Genomic DNA, 24171 nt, shown 5'->3' with positions numbered 1-24171 from the left:
AGCTATAAAACAGGTTGCTGGCAGCCTTGTGAAGGAGTTTCTGTGGATAAAAATGGCCTCTGCCTGCGGGTAAAAGGTAAGGTGCAAGGCGTGGGGTTCCGCCCTTATATCTGGCAGCTTGCCCACCGCTTTGCGCTAAGGGGCGATGTCAGTAACGACAGTGCGGGCGTGACGATTCACTTGTGGCAATCACCGGCGCTGGCGGATTTCTTACAGGCACTGCCGCGTCATTGCCCGCCATTGGCACAAATTGATAGTGTCACCACCTCGCCCTACCATTGGGCGCAGCCGCCACTGGATTTTGTGATTCATCACAGCGGTGCCGGGCAGATGGATACGCAAATTGTACCGGATGCTGCAACCTGCGACGCCTGTTTGGCTGAAATGAACCATCCTGCCAATCGTCGCTACCGCTACCCGTTTATCAACTGCACCCATTGTGGCCCACGTTTTACTATTATTCACCGCATGCCCTATGACCGGCCTTATACCGCCATGCGCGAATTCCCACTATGTGCCGCCTGTCAGGCAGAATATGACCATCCGGCCGATCGCCGTTTTCACGCCCAACCCAATGCCTGTGCCGATTGTGGCCCGCAATTGTGGCTAACGGGGCGAGAGGGACAATCGATTGCGCACAACTTTGCGGCGCTAGAGCAAGCCGCAGCCGCCCTGTTGGCAGGAGATATTGTTGCCGTCAAAGGGCTGGGAGGATTCCATCTGGCGGTAGATGCCACCAATGCTGCTGCGGTGGCCCGTTTACGGCAGCGCAAGCAACGGCCTTCCAAGCCGCTGGCGGTGATGTTACCGAACGCCGACTGGTTATCACGCTGCGTGCAAAGTAACGATAGCGCCGCGTTATTACGCGTGTTACGTAGCCCTGCGGCTCCGATTGTGTTGGTTTCGTCGCGGGCTGATAGCCCGCTGTGTACGGCGCTGGCACCGGGCTTACCTGAAATTGGCGTGATGCTACCCGCCAATCCGTTACAACATTTGCTGCTGCAACAGGTCGGACGGCCTCTGGTGATGACCTCCGGTAATGGCCGTGGTAAACCCCCGGCATTGAGTAATGAGCAGGCGCTAGGTGCCCTGAGAGATATTGCTGACCACTGGTTATTGCACGATAGGCAAATTGTGCAGCGGGCCGATGACTCATTAGTGCGACTCACCGGCAGCAGTGCTGAAATGCTACGCCGAGCCAGAGGGTATGTGCCAGATGCTTTCGAGTTACCTCCGGGATTTAGCCAGCAGCCAGCAGTTCTGGCGCTGGGTGCGGATATGAAAAACACGTTTTGCCTGCTGCGTGATGGTAATGCAGTGTTGAGTCAACATCTGGGGGATCTGGAAGACCGCGATATCGCACAGCAACAGCAGCAGTTAGTGGCGCTGTTTTGTGATATTTACCATTTCACACCACAGGTGATAGCGGTGGATGCTCACCCCGGATACGTCAGCCACCAATTAGGGAAAACCCTGGCAGCACAGTGGAATATCCCTTGTGTTGACGTGCTACATCATCATGCCCATCTGGTGGCTTGTCTGGCAGAGCATGGCTGGCCTCGCGAGGGTGGGGCGGTGATTGGTGTGGCATTGGATGGGCTGGGTTATGGCGCTGATGGTCAATTGTGGGGCGGTGAATGCCTACGAGTAGATTATACGAGCTGTGAATATATTGGTGGCTTGCCCGCAGTGGCACTACCCGGTGGCGATCTGGCCTCGCGTCAACCGTGGCGTAACCTGCTGGCCCAGTTACAGCGCTATGTCCCCAATTGGCAACATTTGCCTGAGAGTGCGGTGATTCCTCAGCCGGAGGGTAGGGTATTGGCGCGGGCGATTGAGCGGGGGATTAATGCGCCGTTGGCCTCTTCAACTGGGCGCTTATTTGATGCAGTAGCGGCTGCACTCAATCTTGCCCCGCTATCGATAAGTTGGGAGGGCGAAGCCGCCTGCCAGTTGGAAGCACTGGCGCGACAAAGTGCGGTTTCAGTGCCGCCAGTGACGATGCCGCTGTGCGATAACCAACTGGACTTAGCCACTTTCTGGCAGCAATGGTTGGCTTATAATGCCACTCCGGCGGAGCGGGCCTATGCGTTCCATTTTGCTCTGGCCCAGGGATTTGCTACTTTGGCGCGGCAGGCGGCCCAGTATTATCGTATTGATACTATTGTCTTTTCAGGTGGGGTGCTACATAACCGGTTACTGCGTGAGTTACTTAGCGCACAACTGCATGATTTCCAACTGTTGCTGCCCCAGCGTCTGCCTGCCGGTGATGGTGGGCTGGCTCTAGGGCAAGCACTGATTGCCGCTGCGTCAAAATGCCATAAGTGATGATTATGGCTAATGGTGTTTGATTACCGCTAATTGTGTTAATAATAAAGCTCGTTGACTCGGGGTGCCTGCCGCTAAATGCGTAATGGCTGAGATTTTACCCGTATTACCTGATCTGGATTATACCAGCGGAGGGAAGTCGCGGTATCGTTGTTGAGTCCATAAACAACGGTCCCCCTTCTTCTTCGCCGGTGGGGGATATCATGAATACTATTCGCTCTGACTTTTCAATCGCTCCTCTCCCGTACCCTGATGCACTGGCGGCGGCCTGTTTGCAACAATTCCAAACTACACCGCCATTAGTCCATTGCCTGACTAATGAGGTAGTACAGTCCTTCACTGCCAATGTGTTACTGGCATTAGGGGCTTTTCCTGCCATGGTGGTTGAAGCTGAAGAGGCCGCACAATTTAGTACAATGGCGAACAGTTTACTTATCAATATCGGCACGTTACACCGCGCTCAGGCCGAATCCATGCTGGCGGCAATCCAGGCGGCAAATCAATCCTCTACCCCTTGGGTGCTGGACCCCGTTGCGGTCGGCGGGTTTGTCTATCGTACTGATTTTGCCCATCAATTATTAGCGCTAAAACCGGCGGCAATACGGGGTAACGCCTCGGAAATCATGGCATTAAGCGGTATGGCGACTATGGGGCGTGGGGTGGATAGTGTCGATTCTTCGGTGAGTGCACTGCCTGCTGCTCGCCAATTGGCACTACAGGTGCAGACTGTGGTTGCGGTTACCGGTGAGGTGGATTATATCACCGACGGCCTGCGTGATTTTGCCGTGACCGGTGGCGATAAGCTGATGACCCGGGTAGTGGGGACGGGGTGCGCACTTTCTGCCGTGGTAGCGGCATTTTGCGCACTGGAAGGCGACCGTTTACATCATGTGGCAACGGCTTGCCGGGTGATGTCACAAGTCGGCGGGCAGGTATCTCAGCAGGTGGCAGGCCCTGGTAGCTTTATTCCAGCTTTTCTAGATGGCCTTTATCAACTGAAAATAAGCGATCTGGTATAGCCTCTCCCCGGTTAACCTCTTAAAAATAGCGTTACCGCTCAGCCCTATAGCCTTGAGCGCCAGCGGCTGAACGGCCCTCAATCATAATGTGTATTACGGATAAGAACTAATAAATCATCCAGTTTCATTGGCTTACCCAAGAAATAACCCTGAACTTCATCACACATCAGAGTCTGTAACTGCCCGAGCTGCTCGGCGGTTTCTACCCCTTCGGCGGTCACCGTCATGGACAGCGCATGGCCGAGGTTAATGATTCCTTCGACAATTGATTGGCCTTCATGTGACTCGGCCAGTTCATCGGTAAAGCTCTTATCAATTTTCAATCCATCGAACGGGAAGCGGCGCAGATAATTCAGTGAGGAATATCCAGTACCAAAGTCATCCATCGATAAGCGCACACCCAGGGTTTTCAATGCTGTCATGGTTTTAAAGGCACCATCGGCATCTTCAATCATTATCCGCTCGGTGATTTCCAGCTCCAATCGATGGCTAGGTAGCCCAGTGAGCAGCAGGACTTGGCGCACTCGTTCTATCAGGCGCTGGTTCCTGAATTCAACCGCAGAAATATTAACGGAAACAATCAGTGACGAGGGCCATGTCGATGCATCCTGACATGCCTGTAGCATGGTCCAGTCGCTAATTGAGGTGATAAGCCCCGTCTCTTCGGCCAGCGCAATAAATTGATCCGGCATCAGCAGCCCCAAAATCGGGTGGTTCCAGCGCACCAAGGCTTCAGCACCCGTCAGTTGTGTTCCCTCAATACGGTAGCGTGGCTGGTAATAAAGGTTAAATTCGTTGTGCTTAACGGCCTGACGTAAAAAACGCTCTAGCTCACTGCGTTGCATCAGGCGCTCATTCATTTCACTGGAGTAGAAGCTCCAACGGTTACGGCCACTGTTTTTAGCTTCATACATGGCAATATCTGCAAATCGTAATAGCTCTTCGGCTTGCATTGAGTCTTGAGGTGCCAGTGCAATACCAATGCTGGCCCCGATATAAATATCCTGATCATTTATCACGTAAGGACTTTCGATTCGGGTGATAACGCGCGTACAAAGCTGTTCAATTTCTTTGCGTGACGCAAGACCTGTGATAATTAGAACAAATTCATCTCCCCCCTGACGCGCGACTAAATCTTGATCACGCAAACAACTTCTTAGGCGTTCAGATACCTGATGCAGTACCAGATCACCGGTAACATGACCAAAAGTGTCGTTAACAGGTTTAAACTTATCCAAGTCAACATTGAGGATAACCAGCGGGTGGGGGGCCGCAGCTAAATGGCGTAACTTATTTTCCAGGAATTCTTTCATTCGCAGACGGTTGGGTAAACCGGTCAATGCATCATGTAGAGAGAGGTGCTGAATCCGTTCCTGTGCTTCTATTTCACGGGTGATATCCGATGCGGTGCCACGGAACCCAATGGTTTCGTTGTTTTGGATGATAGGTTTGGCATAAATACGGCAAATGCGTTTATCGCCTTTGGCGGAGAAATAAGTGCATTGCAACTCATTGCGAGATTCAGTCAGATGGGTGTGCTGTAACCAAGAGCGCAGCGGGATAATATCGCAATTTAACAGTGAATCAAGATTACGCCCCAGCCAGCGCTCCACACTTAATCCGGTAATGGTCAAAAACCGTTGCGACAGGTAGGTGATGCGTAAATCGGCATCGGTTTCCCATAACCAGTCGGTAGCAGCTTCGGCGACATGACGAAAGCGTTCTTCGCTGGCGATTAAAGCAGATTTGTTTTCATCCGCTACCCGTGCTTCTGACATCGCCCGCCGCAGAACTAACCAGCCGGTCAGCCCAAGAATCAATGCAACCAGCGTCAGTAGTGGGAGTAATATGTTGAGCAGTTGCGCGCCGGGCATATCCTGATTCCAATGCAGCGTCAATGCGCTGTTATCACTGGCAGATAATAGAACTGACGGGCTGGATGCCGCGTCTTTTTCATCCTCAGGGGTACGCAGTTGATGAATACCATAATCTTCGCCCAAGGTATTTAGCTCGGGCTGTGTCAGTAAATCGATAAACACCAGAACAGAGGGTGCTCCAGCCACTGTTTTAACGCGTGGATCACTACCAGTAGTTAAGGCCGCAGCCGCAACAATGGCCGGTTGCCCAGCCACGTCGATGGTTTCAGTTGCAATATATTGTTTGTCTGCCCGCGCTCGGGCGGCGTCAATCAACGGGGTTATATCTTTGTTGAGCCAATCGGGCAGGCTAATATCTTTCAGTTGCCCATTGATGACCGAATAACGGGTTTTTCCTAGCCCATCAACAACAAACACTCCCTCATAATTAAAGTCGCTATACAGTGACGGCCCCAGATTTTGGCTGACAAAAGCCCAGTCAGGATCGACTTTTACATGCAAATGTTCATAAGCATCACCCCAGAAAGCATTGTCTTTTATTCGGGTTTTTATTGAGTCTTGCCGCATTTTCCAGGCTTTTTCTACCAGAAAACGACTTTGAGATGTCGCTCGTTCATTTAATTGCGAGGCGATATAGATAATGCCTACCGCTGCAATAATGATGGTTGCCCCAACCAGCAAGGCCATGGCCTGTAAAGTTTGTTTTGCAAAGAAAACATTATCTCCTTTTGCCCGTGATGGTGATTCTGGCTGGCTGGAGTCCGTCATAGTGAGTTCCCTTGGCACTTACAAAATTTAGGCTGATCCTAAATAGGATAAAACATCCATTTAATCAGCAGGAAGTGAAGACTCAGAAGAAATATAAACTAACATGAATATAATCTTAGTCTCTTATCATTATAGGTGTAATACGTTACCTTCTCTTTGGCCCGCAAAAGGTTGCGCGCTCTTTATGAAATTATCACTTTTTGCCGAGAGTAAGGAATGACCATGGTTACACTGAATTTGGTTTGGTCCACGCTAATCAATTACGTGCCACGAATCCTACGGACTCGGCTGAATTTGCTCTTGCTGTTGAGTCTTGTGACACATCAGGTTTTTGCAGCAGCACCGCTGCCTGCGGTTACTGTTTCGGTCGTAACCTCAATCACACCGGATACTGCGTTACAGTATTTGGGGCGCGTGGAGGCGATTCAGGCGGTGGATGTGACGACCCGTACCGAAGGGTTTATTGCTGCGCGGTTGTTTACCGAAGGGCAGATGGTCAAGCAGGGCTCTCTATTGTATGAAATTGATCCCGCGTTGCATCAGGCCGCAGTAACGCAGGCCCAGGCGCAGTTAGACAGTGCGACTGCCAGTGCTAATCATGCTCAGGTGAACCTCACCCGCTTACAGCGTTTGGGAAGTAATCGCTCGGTCAGCCAGGCGGAAGTTGACGAAGCACAAGCGCAGCGCGATATCAGCCGCGCGGCGGTAGCTCAGGCGCAGGCGAACCTGCAAATCCAGCAATTACAGCTCAGTTTTACCCGTATTTACGCGCCGATAACCGGTCAGATTGGTCACAGCCGTTTTAATGTCGGTAGCCTAATTAATCCTGCCAGCGGCACGTTGGTCAATATTGTCCAACTTGATCCGATTCGGGTAGCTATCGCAGTGAATGAACGAGATTACATTACAGCAACCTATCAGTTGTCGGTTGCAGGTCCCTCTGCGGACAGCAGTACATTGCCGTTTGGCAACTTTACTCCTCGTATTCAACTGGCGAATGGTAAGCAGTACCCGGAACGCGGCGTTTTTGAGTCCGTTGATAATCAAATTGATAAACAGACCGGTACCGTTACCCTGCGTACCCGTTTTGCCAATCCACGGCATTTATTACTGCCCGGTGGGGTGGTGAATGTGTCGCTGGCAGCAGAAATGGCAAAACCGGTTACTGTCATACCGATTGCCGCATTGCAGCAGAATAAGCAGGGACACTTTGTTTTGGTGGTGAACGATAAAGATCAGGTCGATGTGCGGCAAGTGACGTTGGGTGAGCAGTTTGAACAACAATATGAAGTGACTGACGGGCTGAAAGTGGGCGAACGAGTGATTGTGGCAGGGCTACAACATGTCCGGCCAGGGATGACGGTTAGCGCCAGCGTTGCTACACCACTGACAGTAAATTAAGGGGAAGGCCAGATGCTGCATTTCTTTATCCGTCGGCCCAAGTTTGCCATTGTTATTGCACTGGTGATAACCATTGTTGGCTGGGTGTCGTTGTATGTGATTCCGGTGGAACAATATCCTGATATTACGCCACCGGTGGTTTCCGTGAGTGCCGTCTACCCCGGAGCCAGTGCCCGCGATGTTGCACAAGCCGTGGCCTCACCACTGGAAGCGCAGGTCAACGGTGTCAGCAATATGCTGTATATGGAATCGACCAGTGCTAATAACGGCAGTTATCAGTTAAGTATTACCTTTGCCAGTGGTACCGACCCCGATATGGCGGCGGTTGAGGTGCAAAACCGCATTTCTCAGGTGAGTGCTCAGCTGCCGGCGGAGGTGAATGAAAACGGTATTTCCGTGCGCAAACGGGCCTCTAACTTGTTGCTGGGAGTCAGTGTTTTTTCACCGAAACAAACCCATGATGCGCTGTTTGTCAGCAATTACACCAGTATTCAGTTGCGTGATGCCATTGCGCGTATCAATGGTGTCGGCGATGTGCAGGTATTTGGCGCGCGTGATTACAGCATGCGGGTTTGGCTCAATCCGCAACGGATGGAATCACTGAATGTCAGCGTGCAGGATATTGTCGCAGCATTACAACAGCAGAACGTACAGGCGGCTGCCGGGCAGATTGGCTCATCACCGTCGGTGCCCGGTCAGCAGCAAACCCTGACCATCAGTGGACAAGGGCGGCTAACGGACCCACAACAGTTTGCTAATGTGATTATTCGTAGTAATCCTCAGGGCGGCATGATTCGGTTAGGTGATGTTGCTCGCGTGGCGCTGGGGGCGCAGAACTATCAGGTCAGTGCGGCGCAAAACCAGACTGAATCGGCATTTTTAGTAGTTTATCCGGTACCGGGTGCCAACGCGTTAAATGTGGCTAATGGGGTACGGGATGAAATGGCTCGGCTATCAGCCTCTTTCCCGCCAGACCTGACGTATGAAATCAATTACGACTCCACCCTGCCGGTTACCGCAACATTGCATGAAATCGCAGTGTCACTGACGTTAACCTTAATTGTGGTATTGGCGGTGGTGTATCTGTTTTTGCAAAGTATGCGGGCAACTTTTATCGTCGCGCTTACCATTCCGGTCTCCCTGCTCGGCACCTTCGCTGTACTGTATATCTTTGGTTATTCGGCCAATACCCTGAGCCTGTTTGCCATTATTCTGGCGCTAACCATTGTGGTTGATGATGCTATTGTGGTGGTGGAAAACGTCGAGCGCTTATTATCGAATGACCCTGATCTGTCACCGGCGCAAGCAACCAGACAGGCAATGACTCAAATTGCCGGGCCGATTATCGCAACCACCCTGGTACTGATGGCGGTATTCGTGCCGATTGCCATTTTGCCAGGGATTATCGGTGAGCTATACCGGCAGTTTGCGGTAACACTGTCGGCGGCGGTGATTTTATCCAGTATCAATGCATTAACCTTAAGTCCGGCGCTGTGTGCGGTATTGCTGAAACGGCGCACATTGGCAGATACCGGTCTGTTCGGCGGTATTAATCGTGGGCTTGATCGCGCCCGCGACGGTTATGTTTCATTGACCAGCCGTATCAGTAGCCGAGCGGTATTCAGTATCGCCGCGCTACTGCTGGTGGGGCTGGCAACCTGGTGGGGTTACACGCGTTTACCCACCTCGTTCCTGCCGGAGGAAGATCAGGGATACTTCTTTGTCAGTTTACAACTACCAGATGGGGCTTCGCTTAATCGGACTCAGACGGTGATGGACCAGATGTATCAAGTGGTTACTGATAATGATGCCGTCGAGGATGTGATAAAAATCACCGGCTTCAGTTTGCTTAGCGGCAACAACTCGCCCAATGCCGGATTTGCCATTGTGATGCTAAAACCTTGGGGGCAACGGCCTCATATTGATCGCGTGCTGGCCAGTATTCAGACCAATTTGGCCGCTATCCCTTCGGCGATGATCATGGCAGTAAACCCACCGGCTATTGCCGGGTTGGGCAGTGCTTCTGGATTTGATTTACGTATTCAGGCGCTGTTAGGCCAGTCACCGCAAGAGTTGGCGCAGGTGAGCCAGGGAATTATTTTTGCCGCTAATCAGGACCCGAAACTCAGCCGGGTATTTACCACCTTCAGCGCTTCGGTGCCTGAAACTAATCTGAGTATCGATCGTGACCGCGCCGCGCTGCTACAGGTACCGGTCAGCCGAATCTTCCAAACCTTGCAAACGTCACTTGGGGGAATGAATGCGGGAGATTTCACCCTGAATAACCGTATGTTCCGGGTGCAATTACAAAATGATATGGATTTCCGCCAGCGCACCGCGCAGATAAATAGTCTGAATGTGCGCAGTGACAATGGTGCATTGGTCAGTCTGGCAAATCTGGTGACGTTAACCCCCTCGGTGGGTGCGCCCTTTATCAGTAATTTCAACCAGTTCCCTTCGGTAGCCATCAGCGGTTCTGCGGCTGATGGTGCCAGCTCTGGTCAGGCAATGGCGGCGATGGAGTCGTTATTGGCACAGAATTTACCGTCAGGTTACAGCTATAGCTGGAGCGGAATGTCGTGGCAGGAGCAGCAAACCGGCGGGCAAGTGGTGTTTATCTATCTTGCTGCATTGGTCTTTGCCTATCTGTTTTTAGTCGCCCAATATGAGAGTTGGAGTATTCCGCTGGTGGTTATCCTCTCGGTGGTGTTTGCCGTAGGCGGGGCGGTAGCAGGGCTGGCGACAATGGGGTTTGCCAACGATGTGTACGCGCAAATCGGCTTAGTGTTGCTGATAGGGCTGGCAGCTAAGAATGCGATTTTGATCGTCGAATTCTCTAAAGCCCGCAGAGAAGAGGGCGCGAGTATCCGTGATGCGGCACAGGAAGGTGCTAAGCAGCGTTTTCGTGCGGTTATGATGACTGCTATTTCGTTTATCCTCGGGGTGATGCCACTGGTTTTTGCCAGTGGAGCCGGGGCGATGAGCCGTCAAATTATCGGTATCACCGTGTTTGGTGGCATGTTGATGGCCACTGCGGTAGGGATACTGTTTATTCCCGCACTGTATCTGCATATTCAGCGACTGCGAGAATGGGTGAAAACCCGCAAAGAGGATTCTGGCAGCGACCCGCAACCTTGAGCCGATGTGTAAAAGTGAAAACCCGCCGCTGGCGGGTTTTTCCTTATTGTGGCTCAGGCTTTGTGGTAACTCATATCGCTATCCATCACTAAATGACAGTCGGCGGGCTGGCTGAACTGCAATACCTTGAACACATTAGGGCCGTCAGTGGCGAGGTAAAAATCCTCGGCCTGTTGTGGCGATAAACCGCCACGGATCTTGCGCTCAATCAGGCGATCCCGCAGTAATTCTGGGGCGGCATTAATATAAATAGTGTAATCAGCCAGTGCTTTCAACTGCTGCCAACCGGGTTGTTGCAGTAATAACCAATTGCCCTCCAGCACGATAATCGGTGCGTCGACAATAATGGCATCTTCAACCGGGTCATGTAACCGGCGGTCATAGGCAGGCCAGGTCGCTCCAGGTTGCTGCAAGCTGTGGATAGCCTGACGTAGCTTAGGCAAATCAAAGGTTTCTGGTGCTCCCTTTTTACTGCGTAACTGGTGGGCATCAAGGTAGTGATTGTAGTGGTGAAAGCCGTCCATAGGCAGACATTGTACCGGTGTTAGAGTGGTGTCACGTTGGGAAAGCCATTGCCAAAATGTGGCGAGGGTGGATTTACCGGTACCGGGTGGCGCGCATAAAAAAACCACCATGCGGCGCTGAAGCTGCTGTTGTTGCTGAGACAGTGAGGCTAATAGTGGCAGATGCAGATGAGTAATATCGCGGTCGGGAAAATGCGCGCTGTTCTGTAGCCCATTAATGTTAAGTTCCACTCTCATAAGTCAGTTCCTGTAATAATGACGTCACTGCCAACGTCAGCCCGGTTTTCACCATATTCCCGTAGCGGGTCTGATTAAAAATGGTGAAGTCAGAAAACTTCATCTTTTCAATCATTTGAAATAAGGTTTTATTCTGGGTCACGGCATTGAGATTACCCATAAATTCATAAACGATATCGTCATGAAACTCAGTAATATCTCCGGTTTCTTGCAAATGCTCACTGAGCTGAGAAAATAACAAAATATCGGCATAAACCGCTTTTGTTATTTGCCCCAACGCATAAATTAAGCGCAAAGAAACATCCAGACTGTCCAGTGGGCCTGACTTGGCTAATAAAGGCTTGACGGCGTATTCCTGAATATCTTCATCATTATTGATAAATAAATAGGGCAGAAGGCTTTTAATACCCTGAAATAAGATCTCATTGGCATTCAGCAGAAAATCATTGAGATTTTCAGGGCTGGCGAGCCTTTCGAGTACGTCATCTTCAGTTAATGCAGTCATCCTACCCTTAACACCATTATCGATAGTGGAGGGAGTTGATGATATTACAGGTGTTATCCAGCCCGTTAATCAAAAGTGTTTGGGTTTGAAGTTGGCCCCCATTTTTTTCCTTAATACCGGTGACGATATCACCCTGAGTTATGCCGGTTGCGGAAAAAATAATCTGCCCGGAGCGCACCAATTCGGTCAGAGAATAGACCTGATTAAGGTTAACCCCCATTTGCTGGCAGCGTTGGTGCTCCGTGAGGGCAATATCCCGATTCGTCACGCTTTCCCCTTTGGCCTGACAAAAGTCGATCAATTCAGCTTGCATATCGCCGCCCAAAGCACGAATGGCACAGGCCGAGATAACGCCTTCAGGTGCGCCGCCGATGCAATACATCACATCGGCCTGCCCGTTGGATAAGCAGGTCATCAGGCTGGCGGCCACATCGCCGTCCGCAATAGCATAAACTTTAACACCGAGTGCATTGGCCTGTTCGATAGCCTGCTGATGGCGCGGTTTGTCGAGGGTAATCATGCGTAACGTATTTAAAGGTTTGTTTAACTTAGCCGCCACACAGCGCAGGTTTTCTGCCAGTGAACGGCGCAAGTCAATGGAACCTTTGGCTTGTGCACCTACCACTAATTTTCGCATATACATATCAGGCGCATGTAACAACATCCCTCGTGGGGCAAAAGCAATCACAGCCAGCGCATTGGCTTGCCCCATCGCGACCATGCGGGTACCTTCAATAGGATCAACAGCAATATCAACAGGTGGTCCACCGGCACCGAGTTGTTCGCCAATATACAGCATCGGCGCATGGTCAATTTCGCCTTCTCCGATAACAATGCTTCCTTGCATCGTCATCTGATTTAAGGCCTCGCGCATGGCGCTGACGGCAACGCCATCAATAAGGTTTTTGTTACCGCAGCCGAGCAGTGGCCAGGCCGCCATTGCTGCTTGTTCGGTGGTGCGGAAAATATCATATGCCAGTGTTTTCACTCTCGACTCCGATATCCACGTTAAAGTGCGCTAACAGATAGTGTTCTGCTTTTTCATTCCAGACCCCATGAGTTTCGGCGACCAGTTCGGCTAATTGCGCAAATAATGGATCCGTTTTACCTCGTTCGGCAAAATCGTCAATGGCGGTGAGGGGCATGGTAATGCCGTTATAAATCAGTTTCTTGCCACCCGGTATATGGGGGAGGTTGAGCACCGTTTCAGGTACAGCATCCAGACCGCCAATATGAGTAATCATAAAAGAGGGTTGTATGCGTCGCTGGGCAGAAAGCGTAAGTGCCTCTTCCATGTCACCGGTAGAGCCACCAGAAGTACCGACAATATGCGTACTGGAGTAGTGGACGTGATAGAAGTTAAACGGCACTTTAAAGTGCTTATCTGTCGGGCCGGCAAAGAAGTTCAGGCAACCATCTTCTGCCAGCAAATCATCACCCAATTCAATGACTGCTGGCACAGCTGCGTAGACAAATACATCATCAAAACCCTGATTCCCCGTGAGTTGACGTAATGTATCGATGGGGTTATCCAGCTTGCTGCTGTTGATGTAAATCAGTTCGATACCTTTATCTGCTGCCTGTTTTCTTGGTAGTAGTTGCTCAGCACGAGCCAGACGGACTTCATCTATATCTACCACCACCACGCGGGCCGGTTTGATATCACCGTTGATGGCATAATCGATAGCCCCCATTCCCATTGGCCCGGCACAAGCCAATAGGGCCAGATTACCGCCGGGCTTAATGCCCATGCGGTGTTCATAAACATATTGTGTGGTGTGATAACTGGCGTGATAGGCTCCAATAATGCAACACATCGGTTCAGCCAGCGATGCGGCGGCAAAATAGTTGCCGTGATAAGGCAGTACACAGCCGAGATCAATAGCCAGCTTGGGAATAATCATGTAGGTGGCGTTACCGCCAAAATATTCGTAGCTGTAACCTGCTGAATAGCCACTGGGTAGCCCCATCGCAGGTTGCAACACAAAACGTTCACCAGCACGATAGCGGGTGGCTAAATTCTTACCGACTTCAACAATGACCCCCGCACATTCATGGCCAGTAATGGCAGGGTGTTGCGCCACATCACCCGGTACTCGTTTGTGCTCACTACCCAGCAAAGCTGCTTTGTAAGTCGACAGGCAGACGCTGTCGGAAATGACGCTAACCAGTAATTCGTCATCGCTGATCGGGGGTAATTCAAACTCACGTAGGCGGACATCTTGCTTACCGTATATTGCAGCCACTTTCGTTTTCATACTGATTCCTTTGGCTTATCACTTGTAGTCAATTGCTCGAATAAAATATCCAGAGCCTGGTCGCCAAGATAATTTTTAATTAGAATCAATGGCTTGTCCGTCACGCCCTGTGCTCTGCCTTCAAGGCTGGCGTGGGTAACAATGATGTCAGCATCGGTTGGAATGTTTTCGATGGCGTAATGTTTTACCGCAATCGGGTAACCGGCTTTCTCCAGTTTTTTTCTAAACGTGGTTGCTCCCATGGCGCTGGACCCCATCCCGGCATCGCAGACAAAGGCTATCAACCGTACCGGATGATCATTGTTGAGGTGATTGGCCAATATGCCCTCGGCTTTTAGATTCTTCATGGCGGTTTGCGACTCTTCAAAGCTCTCTTCGCTGGTGGCTTTGTCCATTTTCAAGATGATGGAACCCACCAAGAACGAAACTGCAGTACCGGTAAAGACACCCGCACAGGTAGCTAGGAAACCACCGCGAGGGGTTAATGCCAGATACGCGAAGATAGAACCAGGACTCGGACCTGCAACCAGGCCAGCACCTAATAATTCAAAGACATATATGCCACTCATGGCACCGGCGATCATGGCAATGATCATCAGTGGTTTCATAAGAACATAAGGGAAATAGAGCTCGTGGATACCGCCGAGGAAATGAATAATCATCGCGCCGGGTGCTGACTTCTTACTCATACCTTTGCCAAATAGTGAGAAAGCCAGCAGAATACCTAACCCTGGCCCTGGATTTGAGGCGACCATAAAGTAAATTGATTTGCCGTGGATAGCAGTTTCCTGCATTCCCAGTGGGTAATAGATTCCCTGGTCGATGGCATTATTCAGGAACAGCACTTTGGCAGGTTCATTAATCACCGCCAGTAGGGGTAAGAAGCCAGTAGACACCAGTGCTTCGATGCCTTGTTTGACCAGATTATTCGCCTCCATCACCGCCGGGCCGATCACTTCATAGGCCAGTAGGCAGAGCAACATGCCGCTGATACCGAGGGAGAAATTATTAATTACCATCTCGAAACCGGCTGGAATGTGTTTCTCCAATCGCTTATCGATATGTTTAATTAAATAACCCCCTAGTGGCCCCATCACCATCGCGCCGATAAACATCGGAATATCAGCACCAACAATAACCCCCATAGTGCCAATACCGCCCATCACGGCCCCGCGTTTACCCCCAATCAAATGCCCACCGGTAGAACCAATCATTAACGGTAGCAGGTAGGTAATCATCGGGCCGACCAACTTGCCGAAGTGTTCGTTCGGCGTCCATCCAGTCGGGATAAATAATGCAGTGATAAACCCCCATGCAATAAAAGCCCCAATATTAGGTATTACCATTGCTGTTAGAAAACCGCCAAAGGATTGTACTTTGGCGCGTATTGATTTATTAGCCATATTAATTCCTTGTTATTGTATTATCGGAATAGGTTAATAATGCTTAAGGATATCTTTTATATTTTCGGTGTTGGCAGCATTCAGTAATGATGTAATAGATTCATCGTCACAGAACATTTCACTTAATGCCTGAATAGCATAAATATGGGAGTCCGCATCTTTTGCTGCCAGGCCTATTAGTAATTTTACCGGTTCACTGTCAGCGTCGAAAATCACGCCTTTACGCAGCAATGTCAGGCTGAGTGCGGTGTGGTTCACGCCATTTTCAGGGCGGGCATGCGGCATAGCTATTTCTGGTGCCAAAATATAATAAGGCCCTATCTCACGTGTGGCATCTTTGATCGCCTGACTATATTCAGGTTTAACCGCATGATTATCGATTAGGCTTGCCATTGATAAATCAATAGCGTGTTCCCAATGCTCGGCGGAAGGATATATCGCAATACTATTTTCAGGAAAGAAATCGATAAGCGCCTGCATAGGGAGTCCTTATATTATTATTTTATCTTGGCGACCCATTAATTCATTCTCGTGGGCATTAACTGAAATTGAGCTTATTCTTGACGACGCGCTTAATCAAATCGATGAAAAAATGTGATCTGTGATACTAATGAAATGCAAACACTGAAAAACAGTAACTGTGATCACAATTATTTTATATAAATTAGTATTTGTATAAAAATGCAATAGTCTATATTTGAATTTAATCTCAAATATTTAATTTTAATAAATTATTGATTTTGTGATTTTCGTCTTGTTTGTGGCATTGCGTAATGCATTATTTGTGAAAATTAAAGTGAGTGCTGTACTCCCAGCAGCAAAACGATGTTTTTTTGACTGGATGAGGCGTACCTTCCTCGCGGTGCTGCATCTTCGTGCATTTGCCTCTAAAAAGTGCGGGGAAAGCGCACATACAGTGCTATCTCCCGTTACATCTCCTTTTCCCATTACTTAAAGTGCGGGTATTTCCGTTGTTCAGCGGTTATCTAGCATTTGGTACAAACATTGCTTTAGCCATAGACCGCACTATTACCATTAAATTTCTTTGATAGGGATAAGGTATGTCACAGGCGAAACAAGCACCGGAATTAAAACGTACGTTGGGCAGTTTTCAATTATGGGGTATTGCCGTCGGGTTGGTGATTTCCGGCGAGTATTTTGGTTGGAGCTACGGATGGGCGCAAGCGGGCACCTTAGGGTTCCTGTTTACCGCTCTGGGTGTGGCCGCGATGTACACGGCATTTATTTTTAGTTTTACCGAATTAACCACCGCTATTCCTCATGCCGGAGGGCCGTTTGCTTACGCTCACCGCGCTTTTGGCCCAACGGGTGGCTTTATTGCTGGTCTTGCGACGTTGATTGAGTTTGTATTTGCTCCTCCCGCCATTGCCATGGCAATTGGTGCCTATATTAATGTTCAATTCCCCGCAGTTGACCCAAAGTGGGTGGCGGTTGGGGCCTATCTGATATTTATGTCATTGAATATTCTGGGTGTCAGTATTGCTGCAACCTTCGAACTGTTGGTGACGATATTGGCCATTTTTGAGTTGCTGGTATTTATGGGCGTGGTCGCACCAGGCTTTGAAATCAGTAACTTTGTCAGAGGCGGTTGGGCTGGCGCGGATACATTCAGTATCGGGTCATTATCGGGGATTTTTGCCGCTATTCCCTTTGCTATCTGGTTCTTTTTGGCGATTGAAGGGGCTTCGATGGCTGCAGAGGAAGCAAAAGAGCCACAACGTACCATTCCGCGCGCCTTTATTGGCGGTATTTTGACCTTAGTGCTACTGGCATTAGGTGTGATGGTATTTGCCGGTGGGGTGGGCGACTGGACTAAGCTATCTAATATCAACGACCCACTGCCACAAGCAATGAAAATTATCGTTGGCAGCGACAGCGGTTGGTTACACATGCTGGTATGGCTTGGGCTGTTTGGTCTGATAGCCTCGTTCCATGGCATCATTATGGGCTATTCCCGCCAGATTTTTGCCTTGGCCCGCGCCGGTTATTTACCTAAGCCGCTGGCCAAAGTAAACCGCCGTTTCCGTACCCCACACCTGGCGATTTTGGCTGGTGGTGTTGTCGGGATTGGTGCTATTTTTTCTGACTCGTTGATTATTATTGGCGGCATGCCACTGACGGCAAATATTGTCACTATGTCGGTGTTTGGTGCCATCGTGATGTATATCATCTCAATGTTGTCATTATTCAAACTGCGACAAACAGAGCCACGCCTGACTCGCCCATTCTCCGCGCCGTTCTATCCGTTTGCGCCAGCATTGGCGTTAGTTTTGGCGGTTGTCTGTCTGATTGCGATGATCTATTACAACCCGCTGCTGGCTCTGATATTCGCTGGAATGATGTTGGTCGGTTATATTTATTTTCGTCTTACCCACCGTTCACGCGCTACTGCCGCATTTGATCCACAGCTCAGTGCTGCCGAGTGATCCATTCTTGCTATTAATGTCATCATTGTTCAGGCTGTTTATGCAGCCTGAACAACTAAGGGACGCAGTATGTACCAGACAACACTGAGCCATCGTAGTTACCACTTTGGCGATTTACGCGATTTGATGGCTAAAGCTTCACCGGCACGTTCGGGCGATTATCTGGCGGGCGTTGCGGCAGAAAGTGCTGAAGAACGCATGGCTGCCCGTATGACGCTGGCAGATCTGCCGCTAAAAACGTTTTTACAGCAAATGCTGATTCCTTATGAGCAGGATGAAGTCACACGGCTGATTATTGATAGCCACGACCCGCAGGCTTTTGCGCCAATAGCGCATCTGACCGTCGGCGATTTTCGTGACTGGTTACTCAGCGAGCAGGCCGACAGTGTGACGCTAGCGCAAGTCAGTGCTGGTATCACCCCAGAAATGGCCGCCGCGGTAAGTAAAATAATGCGTAATCAGGATTTGATTCTGGTGGCGAAAAAATGCCGTGTTATTACCCGATTCCGTAACACTATTGGCCTTGCCGGCCACTTAAGTGTGCGGCTACAGCCCAATCACCCCACGGACAGTTTGCCGGGTATCGCCGCCAGCATGCTTGACGGCCTGCTGTATGGCAGCGGTGATGCTGTGATTGGCATCAATCCCGCCAGTGACAGCTTGCCATTGTTAGAAAAACTTAATTATATGCTGGATGACGTGATAAGCCGCTTTGAGATCCCCACTCAATCCTGCGTATTAACGCATGTTACTAACACGATTAAGTTGATTGAACGCGGAGCACCGGTTGATTTAGTGTTCCAGTCTATCGCGGGCAGTGAAGCTGCAAATGCCGGTTTTGGCATCAATCTGGCTTTGTTGGAAGAAGCACACTGTGCGGCATTGAGCCTCAAGCGAGGCACTGTCGGTGACAATGTGATGTATTTTGAAACTGGGCAGGGCAGTTGTCTCTCCGGTAATGCTCATTTCGGGGTTGATCAACAAACCTGCGAAGCGCGTGCTTATGCGATTGCTCGCCGCTTCTCACCGTTACTGACTAATACTGTCGTCGGGTTTATCGGGCCAGAATATCTTTATGATGGTAAGCAGATTATCCGTGCCGGTTTGGAAGACCATTTCTGTGGCAAGTTACTGGGTGTCCCACTCGGTTGTGATGTCTGCTATACCAACCATGCTGAGGCGGATCAGGATGATATGGATACCTTGCTGACCTTACTGGGGACCGCTGGACTGACCTTTATGATGGGGGTGCCGGGAGCTGATGACATCATGCTTAATTATCAAAGCACGTCGTTTCATGATGCGTTGTATATCCGGCAATTGCTCGGTCTGAAACATGCACCAGAGTTTGGTCTGTGGCTAGAAAAAATGAATATTATGGATGCTCAGGGGCGCTTGCGTGATACCACGGCCAATCATCCGTTATTAGCGCAGTTGCCACCTATGGGGGCATTCTGATGAGCGGAAATGAGATAATAAACGGGGTGTTACATCGCAATTCGTGGGCGGTTTTGCGCCAGTTCACGGCGGCGCGTATTGCTCTTGGCCGTACAGGAGCAAGCTTACCTACTGAAGAGCTGTTGAAATTTGGTTTGGCACATGCGCAGGCACGGGATGCCGTGCACCAGCCTTTTATCAGCGAGGATCTTGCTAATCAACTGGCAGATTCAGGATTACAGACACTTACCGTCAACAGTGCCGCGCCGGATCGTGCAACTTATCTGCGCCGCCCGGATCTTGGCCGAAAGCTATCGTCGCAAAGCCGTGAACAGTTGTGTGCATGGCCTGATAAGCAAGCCGATATTCTGTTAGTTATTGGTGACGGTCTGTCATCGAAAGCGGTACACCGGCAGGCAATTCCTTTGGTGATGGCCTTACGACCTTATTTGCAAACGCTCGGCTTATCACTGGCCCCGATAGTGTTGGCTCATCAATCACGGGTAGCATTAGGGGATGATGCAGGGGAGTGTTTACAAGCCAAAGCGGTTGTCATGTTGATTGGTGAAAGGCCGGGGCTTTCTTCCCCGGATAGTTTGGGGGTTTATATGACTTGGGGGCCGAACACGCGGCGGTTGGAGTCCGAGCGCAATTGTATTTCTAATATCCGGCCAGAGGGTTTGGATTATCCTCAGGCGGCTTTTAAGTTAGCCTGGTTGTTGGAGCAATCTTTCCAACGGCATTTATCGGGGGTGCAGCTTAAGGACGAAAGCGATAACTCGGCATTGCACGGGCGGGTAAGGCCAATTTACCCACTGATAACATGAGTAGTATATATGTCTGGATGTTTACGATTTAATGGCGGAAATTGCTATTTTTTGTGCTTTTAATTCGCCTTTTAACATGTATTTTGGATAATGTTAAGTTATTCTATCTAAATGTTGCAGGCCGCTCTATCCTACACATCGCCTCGCTTTACAACTATTCTTATAAATATCTCACTAAATTTGAATTTTTTAACAGGTATTACTCCGCGTCATCATTTTCATGCTTTATGCAGTGGAGCTATTGGGAACATAAGGAAGAAACAATGGGACTACGAAGAAAGAGTGTTAAACCTATGCAACTCAATGATATTACAATCATTGATGATGCCAAACTGAAGAAGGCAATCACCGCAGCGGCGCTGGGCAACGCCATGGAGTGGTTCGATTTCGGGGTGTATGGTTTTGTCGCTTTTGCACTTGGTCAGGTATTTTTCCCCGGTGCTGATCCCGGTATTCAGATGATTGCTGCGCTGGCGACTTTTTCCGTTCCTTTCTTGGTTCGGCCCCTTGGTGGCTTATTCTTTGGTGCGTTAGGTGATAAATATGGGCGGCAAAAAGTCCTGTCCGTCACCATCATTATTATGTCGGTCAGTACCTTCTGTATTGGTCTGATTCCCTCTTATGCCTCGATAGGTATTTGGGCACCGATATTATTGTTATTGGCAAAACTGGCACAGGGTTTTTCGGTTGGTGGCGAATATACCGGAGCCGCTATTTTTGTGGCTGAATATTCACCCGATAGAAAACGTGGTTTTCTTGGTAGTTGGTTGGATTTTGGTTCCATTGCAGGTTTCGTATTAGGCGCTGGAGTCGTTCTGCTTATTTCCAGCATTGTGGGTGAAGCCAGTTTCCTTGAGTGGGGATGGCGTATTCCGTTCTTCGTTGCTGCGCCATTAGGATTAATCGGTATCTATTTGCGTCATGCACTTGAAGAGACACCGACCTTTCAACAGCACGTCGATAAAATTGATAATGATTCACGCCACAATATTGCCGAGCCACCTAAGGTTTCTTTCCGTGAGATTTTAACCAAACAATGGAAAAGCCTGATTATCTGTGTCGGGATGGTTATTGCCACCAACGTCACTTATTACATGCTACTGACCTACATGCCAAGCTACCTATCCCATAGTCTGCATTATTCTGAAGATCATGGTGTATTGATTATCATTGCAATCATGCTGGGTATGTTATTCGTTCAGCCTGTGATGGGATTAATGAGCGATAAATTCGGCCGTAGACCTTTTGTTATTTGTGGCAGTATTGGGCTGTTTATTCTCGCTATTCCCAGCTTTATTTTGATTAATAGCGGCATCATCGGTTTGATATTTTGTGGTTTGTTGATCCTGGCTATTTTGCTTAACTGTTTTACGGGGGTGATGGCCTCAATATTACCCGCAATGTTCCCAACCCATATCCGCTACAGCGCATTAGCTATCGCATTTAATGTGTCGGTGTTGGTTGCAGGGCTGACACCAACGGCCGCAGCGTGGTTGGTTGAAACAACGCAAAATCTGTTTATGCCCGCTTATTACTTAATGGTGGTGGCGGTTATTGGTTTGGTTACTGGAATATTTATGAAAGAGACTGCCAATATGCCACTGAAAGGGGCGACGCCAGCCGCGTCTGATCGGGCGGAGGCCAGAGAGATATTGCAGGAACACCATGATCATATCGAACACAACATTGATGATATTGATCAAGAAATAGCCGAACTTGAGAAAAAGAGAAAGAATCTTATCGCTCAACATCCTGATATTAATTAATCAGTTTTGAGGGGTACGTCAGAGTGTTAATTTGATTTATATCAATAAAATTCATTTCTATACAATGGTTTACCTTTCTATTCAAATCTGTCTTTGACCCTCCCCCAAGGGGAGGGCTTAGATTATCAGTCATTATTCCAACTTATCTAGAACATTTCCTCTTACTGGAAGGATACCATGACAGTGAAAAAGACATTTGCAACAACAGCCCGACTGGCTATTGTTGCTTTAGCTGCAGTCACTTTTAGCCATTTCGCCGCGGCGACGACACAAACGGAATTTTTGACTCAACATGGCTTAGCGGGAAAAACTACTGAGCAAATGATTGAGACCATCGATCAATCCAAACAAGAACGCCCTTTGGCATATTCAGCTTCGGTAACGAGTGCGGAACTCACCTTATCCGATGAACAACAGCGGTATTCTTTTCCCTTGGGTGATAAGTTCTATCTCTCATTCGCCCCCTATGTAAACCAAACTCACCCATGCTTCAATCACAGTTTGTCTGGCTGTCGTGGTGAATTGGCGAATACCGCATTTGATGTGAAAATTACCGATAAAGCCGGGAAAGTTATCCTGCAAGATACACTGACCAGCTATCAGAATGGTTTTATTGGTGTGTGGTTGCCACGCAATACTGAAGGGACTATCGAAGTGAGTTATCAAGGCCTCAAAGCTGTATCACCTTTTGCGACCCAAGCTGAAAGCCAAACCTGCATGACAACATTGCAACTAAAAAAATAAACGACTTAACGGCAAATCTTAACAATCGATAGAATAATAATAACCAGCTTAGCGGCTGGTTTTTTATTTCCTCGTGGCTGTAATAATAGATGTTTTTCTTGCCACTCTCGAGTGTTTTTTAAATTATTAAATCCTGTTTATACTCCTTATGACGAGGGATAATATCTGGCGTAAGTGATATTAAGTTTACGTTATGCTAAATGAAATGACTAAGAGAAATATAATTATTTATAAATTATTATTTTTACGATATAGTTCGCTCCTTTATGGTGAAAATACGCAAAATTAAAGGAAACCTATCCGCATACGTTATAACTTTCCTTTTTCTGTTTACTTGGCTACCTGTCTCTATAGCCGAGTTCATTAAGTGTAGAAGATTATATTATGTTTCAATTGATGCAGAGTGTTTTGACAAGTTCCTTTAATGCGGTCTGTATTATCTATCTTTGCATATCATTACCTTATCTTTATATTATTACCAGACAAAAACCTAATCAGTTACATTATAAAATTCTAATGGGCGTGATTGCCGGTTTTACTGCAACCTATCTTGCTGATTTTCATAACCAAACCAGTGCGACACTCTATGGGTTAATCATTAGTCCTATTGTCCTGACAGCATTAATTTTTGGCCCAATCCCCTTATTGATAAGCTATGCTATCCATGCGGTATTTGTATTTGGATTATCGCCATTTTATGATATTTTCATTATGTCTTTCATGTTTTTATCTATAGCGCTAAAAATTTGGGATAATAAAAGATATGCTACTTTTTTCCTTTCGGTTTTCATTCCACAATGTATAAATATTGCTTTGAATTTTGAACGGCTAATCTCTTTAGGATACCTTCCCCGTTCAATATTTAAATCCGCGATGAGCATTATTTTACTCTCGATACTCTATTTTATTTTTAGCCGCTTTCAAAAAACGTTTAGTAAATTCTCTATTTTGCAATTCCAATCCTCGACGGATCAACTGACTAAATTACCTAATAGATTCAGTATTAATCACCATTTGGATAATTTTAGAGAAACGCATAAGGACTGCTTTATTGCACTGATTGATATAGATTTTTTTAAAAGGGTTAATGATAATCATGGACATTCTGCCGGTGATAAAATTTTATATGATATCGCCCAGGAACTAACGTCAGTGATTAGAGGAAATGATTTTCTGGCGCGGTATGGCGGTGAAGAATTTTTGCTGTTAATACATACCGCAGATAACAGAATTGCCAGTGAGATCTTGGTGCGGATAACTACACATATCCGCGATACGCTGTTTATTACACCGGACAACCACTCTCTCAACATTACGATATCTATCGGTGCAGCTTTATATGTTAAAGACACCTCATTTGATGATGCGATTAAGTCAGCCGACAAAGCACTCTACCGAGCGAAGAATGGTGGTCGAGATCAAGTTGTTTTTCATTAGGTTTTGTATGATTAGGCCATTGTGTAAGTCAGGATCTTTAACTTAGCATAGGCTT

At 48.4% G+C, this 24171-nt stretch carries 17 protein-coding genes and 1 riboswitch; of the genes, 10 read left to right on the top strand and 7 right to left on the bottom strand.

Features of this window, described 5'->3' with window-relative positions; all coding sequences use genetic code 11:
• Nucleotides 1–42 precede the first annotated feature (42 nt).
• Together hypF and thiM are read left to right on the top strand one after the other, a co-directional pair.
• On the top strand, nucleotides 43–2328 hold the full coding sequence (gene hypF / locus Q2T72_RS18625; protein WP_372569643.1) for a carbamoyltransferase HypF: 2286 nt from the start codon (nucleotides 43–45) through the stop codon (nucleotides 2326–2328).
• Between the two features lie 50 nt (nucleotides 2329–2378).
• Nucleotides 2379–2482: riboswitch (TPP riboswitch) on the top strand.
• A 49-nt stretch (nucleotides 2483–2531) separates the two neighbouring features.
• Nucleotides 2532–3347: a hydroxyethylthiazole kinase gene (thiM, locus tag Q2T72_RS18620; protein ID WP_372569642.1), complete on the top strand. Its 816-nt coding sequence runs from the start codon at nucleotides 2532–2534 to the stop codon at nucleotides 3345–3347.
• 77 nt (nucleotides 3348–3424) lie between these two features.
• Here the strand turns inward: thiM and Q2T72_RS18615 are convergent, their stop codons facing one another.
• On the bottom strand, nucleotides 3425–5992 hold the full coding sequence (locus Q2T72_RS18615; protein WP_193784773.1) for an EAL domain-containing protein: 2568 nt from the start codon (nucleotides 5990–5992) through the stop codon (nucleotides 3425–3427).
• 222 nt (nucleotides 5993–6214) lie between these two features.
• Between Q2T72_RS18615 and Q2T72_RS18610 the strand changes: the two genes are divergently transcribed.
• Nucleotides 6215–7393, top strand: coding sequence for an efflux RND transporter periplasmic adaptor subunit (locus Q2T72_RS18610; RefSeq protein WP_372560538.1), 1179 nt, complete (start codon nucleotides 6215–6217; stop codon nucleotides 7391–7393).
• 12 nt (nucleotides 7394–7405) lie between these two features.
• Complete coding sequence (locus Q2T72_RS18605) at nucleotides 7406–10531, top strand: efflux RND transporter permease subunit (protein ID WP_372569641.1); 3126 nt, start codon at nucleotides 7406–7408, stop codon at nucleotides 10529–10531.
• Nucleotides 10532–10584: 53 nt separating this feature from the next.
• Here the strand turns inward: Q2T72_RS18605 and Q2T72_RS18600 are convergent, their stop codons facing one another.
• From Q2T72_RS18600 to Q2T72_RS18575, 6 genes are read right to left on the bottom strand one after another with little or no spacing between them, the layout of a single operon-like run.
• Nucleotides 10585–11292 (bottom strand): nucleoside/nucleotide kinase family protein, encoded by a 708-nt coding sequence (locus Q2T72_RS18600; RefSeq protein WP_083162487.1) that lies wholly within the window; start codon nucleotides 11290–11292, stop codon nucleotides 10585–10587.
• The gene (locus Q2T72_RS18595) at nucleotides 11276–11797 is read right to left on the bottom strand and encodes an MltR family transcriptional regulator (protein WP_372560541.1); all 522 of its coding nucleotides are present in this window, start codon (nucleotides 11795–11797) and stop codon (nucleotides 11276–11278) included. Before Q2T72_RS18595 ends, Q2T72_RS18600 begins: the two co-directional genes overlap by 17 nt.
• Before the next feature lie 16 nt (nucleotides 11798–11813).
• The gene (glpX, locus tag Q2T72_RS18590) at nucleotides 11814–12737 is read right to left on the bottom strand and encodes a class II fructose-bisphosphatase (RefSeq protein ID WP_372569916.1); all 924 of its coding nucleotides are present in this window, start codon (nucleotides 12735–12737) and stop codon (nucleotides 11814–11816) included.
• Nucleotides 12738–12765: 28 nt separating this feature from the next.
• Nucleotides 12766–14055 (bottom strand): zinc-binding dehydrogenase, encoded by a 1290-nt coding sequence (locus Q2T72_RS18585; protein ID WP_372569640.1) that lies wholly within the window; start codon nucleotides 14053–14055, stop codon nucleotides 12766–12768.
• Complete coding sequence (locus tag Q2T72_RS18580) at nucleotides 14052–15458, bottom strand: PTS mannitol transporter subunit IICB (RefSeq protein WP_102970533.1); 1407 nt, start codon at nucleotides 15456–15458, stop codon at nucleotides 14052–14054. Before Q2T72_RS18580 ends, Q2T72_RS18585 begins: the two co-directional genes overlap by 4 nt.
• A gap of 33 nt (nucleotides 15459–15491) precedes the next feature.
• Nucleotides 15492–15938, bottom strand: a complete 447-nt coding sequence (locus Q2T72_RS18575; RefSeq protein WP_372569639.1) for a PTS sugar transporter subunit IIA — start codon at nucleotides 15936–15938, stop codon at nucleotides 15492–15494.
• Nucleotides 15939–16519: 581 nt separating this feature from the next.
• On the opposite strand from Q2T72_RS18575, the gene eat reads away from it, so the two are divergent.
• From eat to Q2T72_RS18545, 6 genes are all read left to right on the top strand, one after another.
• Nucleotides 16520–17905, top strand: a complete 1386-nt coding sequence (gene eat, locus Q2T72_RS18570; RefSeq protein ID WP_083162497.1) for an ethanolamine permease — start codon at nucleotides 16520–16522, stop codon at nucleotides 17903–17905.
• 69 nt (nucleotides 17906–17974) lie between these two features.
• Nucleotides 17975–19363 (top strand): ethanolamine ammonia-lyase subunit EutB, encoded by a 1389-nt coding sequence (locus Q2T72_RS18565; protein ID WP_372569638.1) that lies wholly within the window; start codon nucleotides 17975–17977, stop codon nucleotides 19361–19363.
• Nucleotides 19363–20169, top strand: coding sequence for an ethanolamine ammonia-lyase subunit EutC (gene eutC, locus Q2T72_RS18560; RefSeq protein ID WP_083162501.1), 807 nt, complete (start codon nucleotides 19363–19365; stop codon nucleotides 20167–20169). Before Q2T72_RS18565 ends, eutC begins: the two co-directional genes overlap by 1 nt.
• A 263-nt stretch (nucleotides 20170–20432) precedes the next feature.
• Entirely contained in the window at nucleotides 20433–21935 is a 1503-nt protein-coding gene (proP, locus tag Q2T72_RS18555) for a glycine betaine/L-proline transporter ProP (protein ID WP_083162503.1), read from the top strand.
• 183 nt (nucleotides 21936–22118) lie between these two features.
• Entirely contained in the window at nucleotides 22119–22679 is a 561-nt protein-coding gene (gene cueP / locus Q2T72_RS18550) for a copper-binding periplasmic metallochaperone CueP (protein WP_193784774.1), read from the top strand.
• A 384-nt stretch (nucleotides 22680–23063) separates the two neighbouring features.
• Complete coding sequence (locus Q2T72_RS18545; protein ID WP_227746581.1) at nucleotides 23064–24116, top strand: GGDEF domain-containing protein; 1053 nt, start codon at nucleotides 23064–23066, stop codon at nucleotides 24114–24116.
• Nucleotides 24117–24171: the final 55 nt, after the last annotated feature.

The sequence above is a fragment of the Yersinia sp. 2466 StPb PI genome (assembly GCF_041538325.1).
GTDB lineage: Bacteria > Pseudomonadota > Gammaproteobacteria > Enterobacterales > Enterobacteriaceae > Yersinia > Yersinia enterocolitica_E.
This window is presented reverse-complemented; position numbering and strand designations above follow the sequence as displayed.

Excerpts from the sequence above, each read along its gene's own strand:
- thiM (WP_372569642.1), top strand. The coding sequence starts at position 2,532 with ATGAATACTATTCGCTCTGACTTTTCAATCGCTCCTCTCCCGTACCCT.
- Q2T72_RS18615 (WP_193784773.1), bottom strand. The coding sequence starts at position 5,992 with ATGACGGACTCCAGCCAGCCAGAATCACCATCACGGGCAAAAGGAGAT.
- Q2T72_RS18610 (WP_372560538.1), top strand. The coding sequence starts at position 6,215 with ATGGTTACACTGAATTTGGTTTGGTCCACGCTAATCAATTACGTGCCA.
- Q2T72_RS18605 (WP_372569641.1), top strand. The coding sequence starts at position 7,406 with ATGCTGCATTTCTTTATCCGTCGGCCCAAGTTTGCCATTGTTATTGCA.
- Q2T72_RS18600 (WP_083162487.1), bottom strand. The coding sequence starts at position 11,292 with ATGAGAGTGGAACTTAACATTAATGGGCTACAGAACAGCGCGCATTTT.
- Q2T72_RS18595 (WP_372560541.1), bottom strand. The coding sequence starts at position 11,797 with ATGACTGCATTAACTGAAGATGACGTACTCGAAAGGCTCGCCAGCCCT.
- glpX (WP_372569916.1), bottom strand. The coding sequence starts at position 12,737 with ATGGCGGCCTGGCCACTGCTCGGCTGCGGTAACAAAAACCTTATTGAT.
- Q2T72_RS18585 (WP_372569640.1), bottom strand. The coding sequence starts at position 14,055 with ATGAAAACGAAAGTGGCTGCAATATACGGTAAGCAAGATGTCCGCCTA.
- Q2T72_RS18580 (WP_102970533.1), bottom strand. The coding sequence starts at position 15,458 with ATGGCTAATAAATCAATACGCGCCAAAGTACAATCCTTTGGCGGTTTT.
- Q2T72_RS18575 (WP_372569639.1), bottom strand. The coding sequence starts at position 15,938 with ATGCAGGCGCTTATCGATTTCTTTCCTGAAAATAGTATTGCGATATAT.
- eat (WP_083162497.1), top strand. The coding sequence starts at position 16,520 with ATGTCACAGGCGAAACAAGCACCGGAATTAAAACGTACGTTGGGCAGT.
- Q2T72_RS18565 (WP_372569638.1), top strand. The coding sequence starts at position 17,975 with ATGTACCAGACAACACTGAGCCATCGTAGTTACCACTTTGGCGATTTA.
- eutC (WP_083162501.1), top strand. The coding sequence starts at position 19,363 with ATGAGCGGAAATGAGATAATAAACGGGGTGTTACATCGCAATTCGTGG.
- proP (WP_083162503.1), top strand. The coding sequence starts at position 20,433 with ATGGGACTACGAAGAAAGAGTGTTAAACCTATGCAACTCAATGATATT.
- Q2T72_RS18545 (WP_227746581.1), top strand. The coding sequence starts at position 23,064 with ATGTTTCAATTGATGCAGAGTGTTTTGACAAGTTCCTTTAATGCGGTC.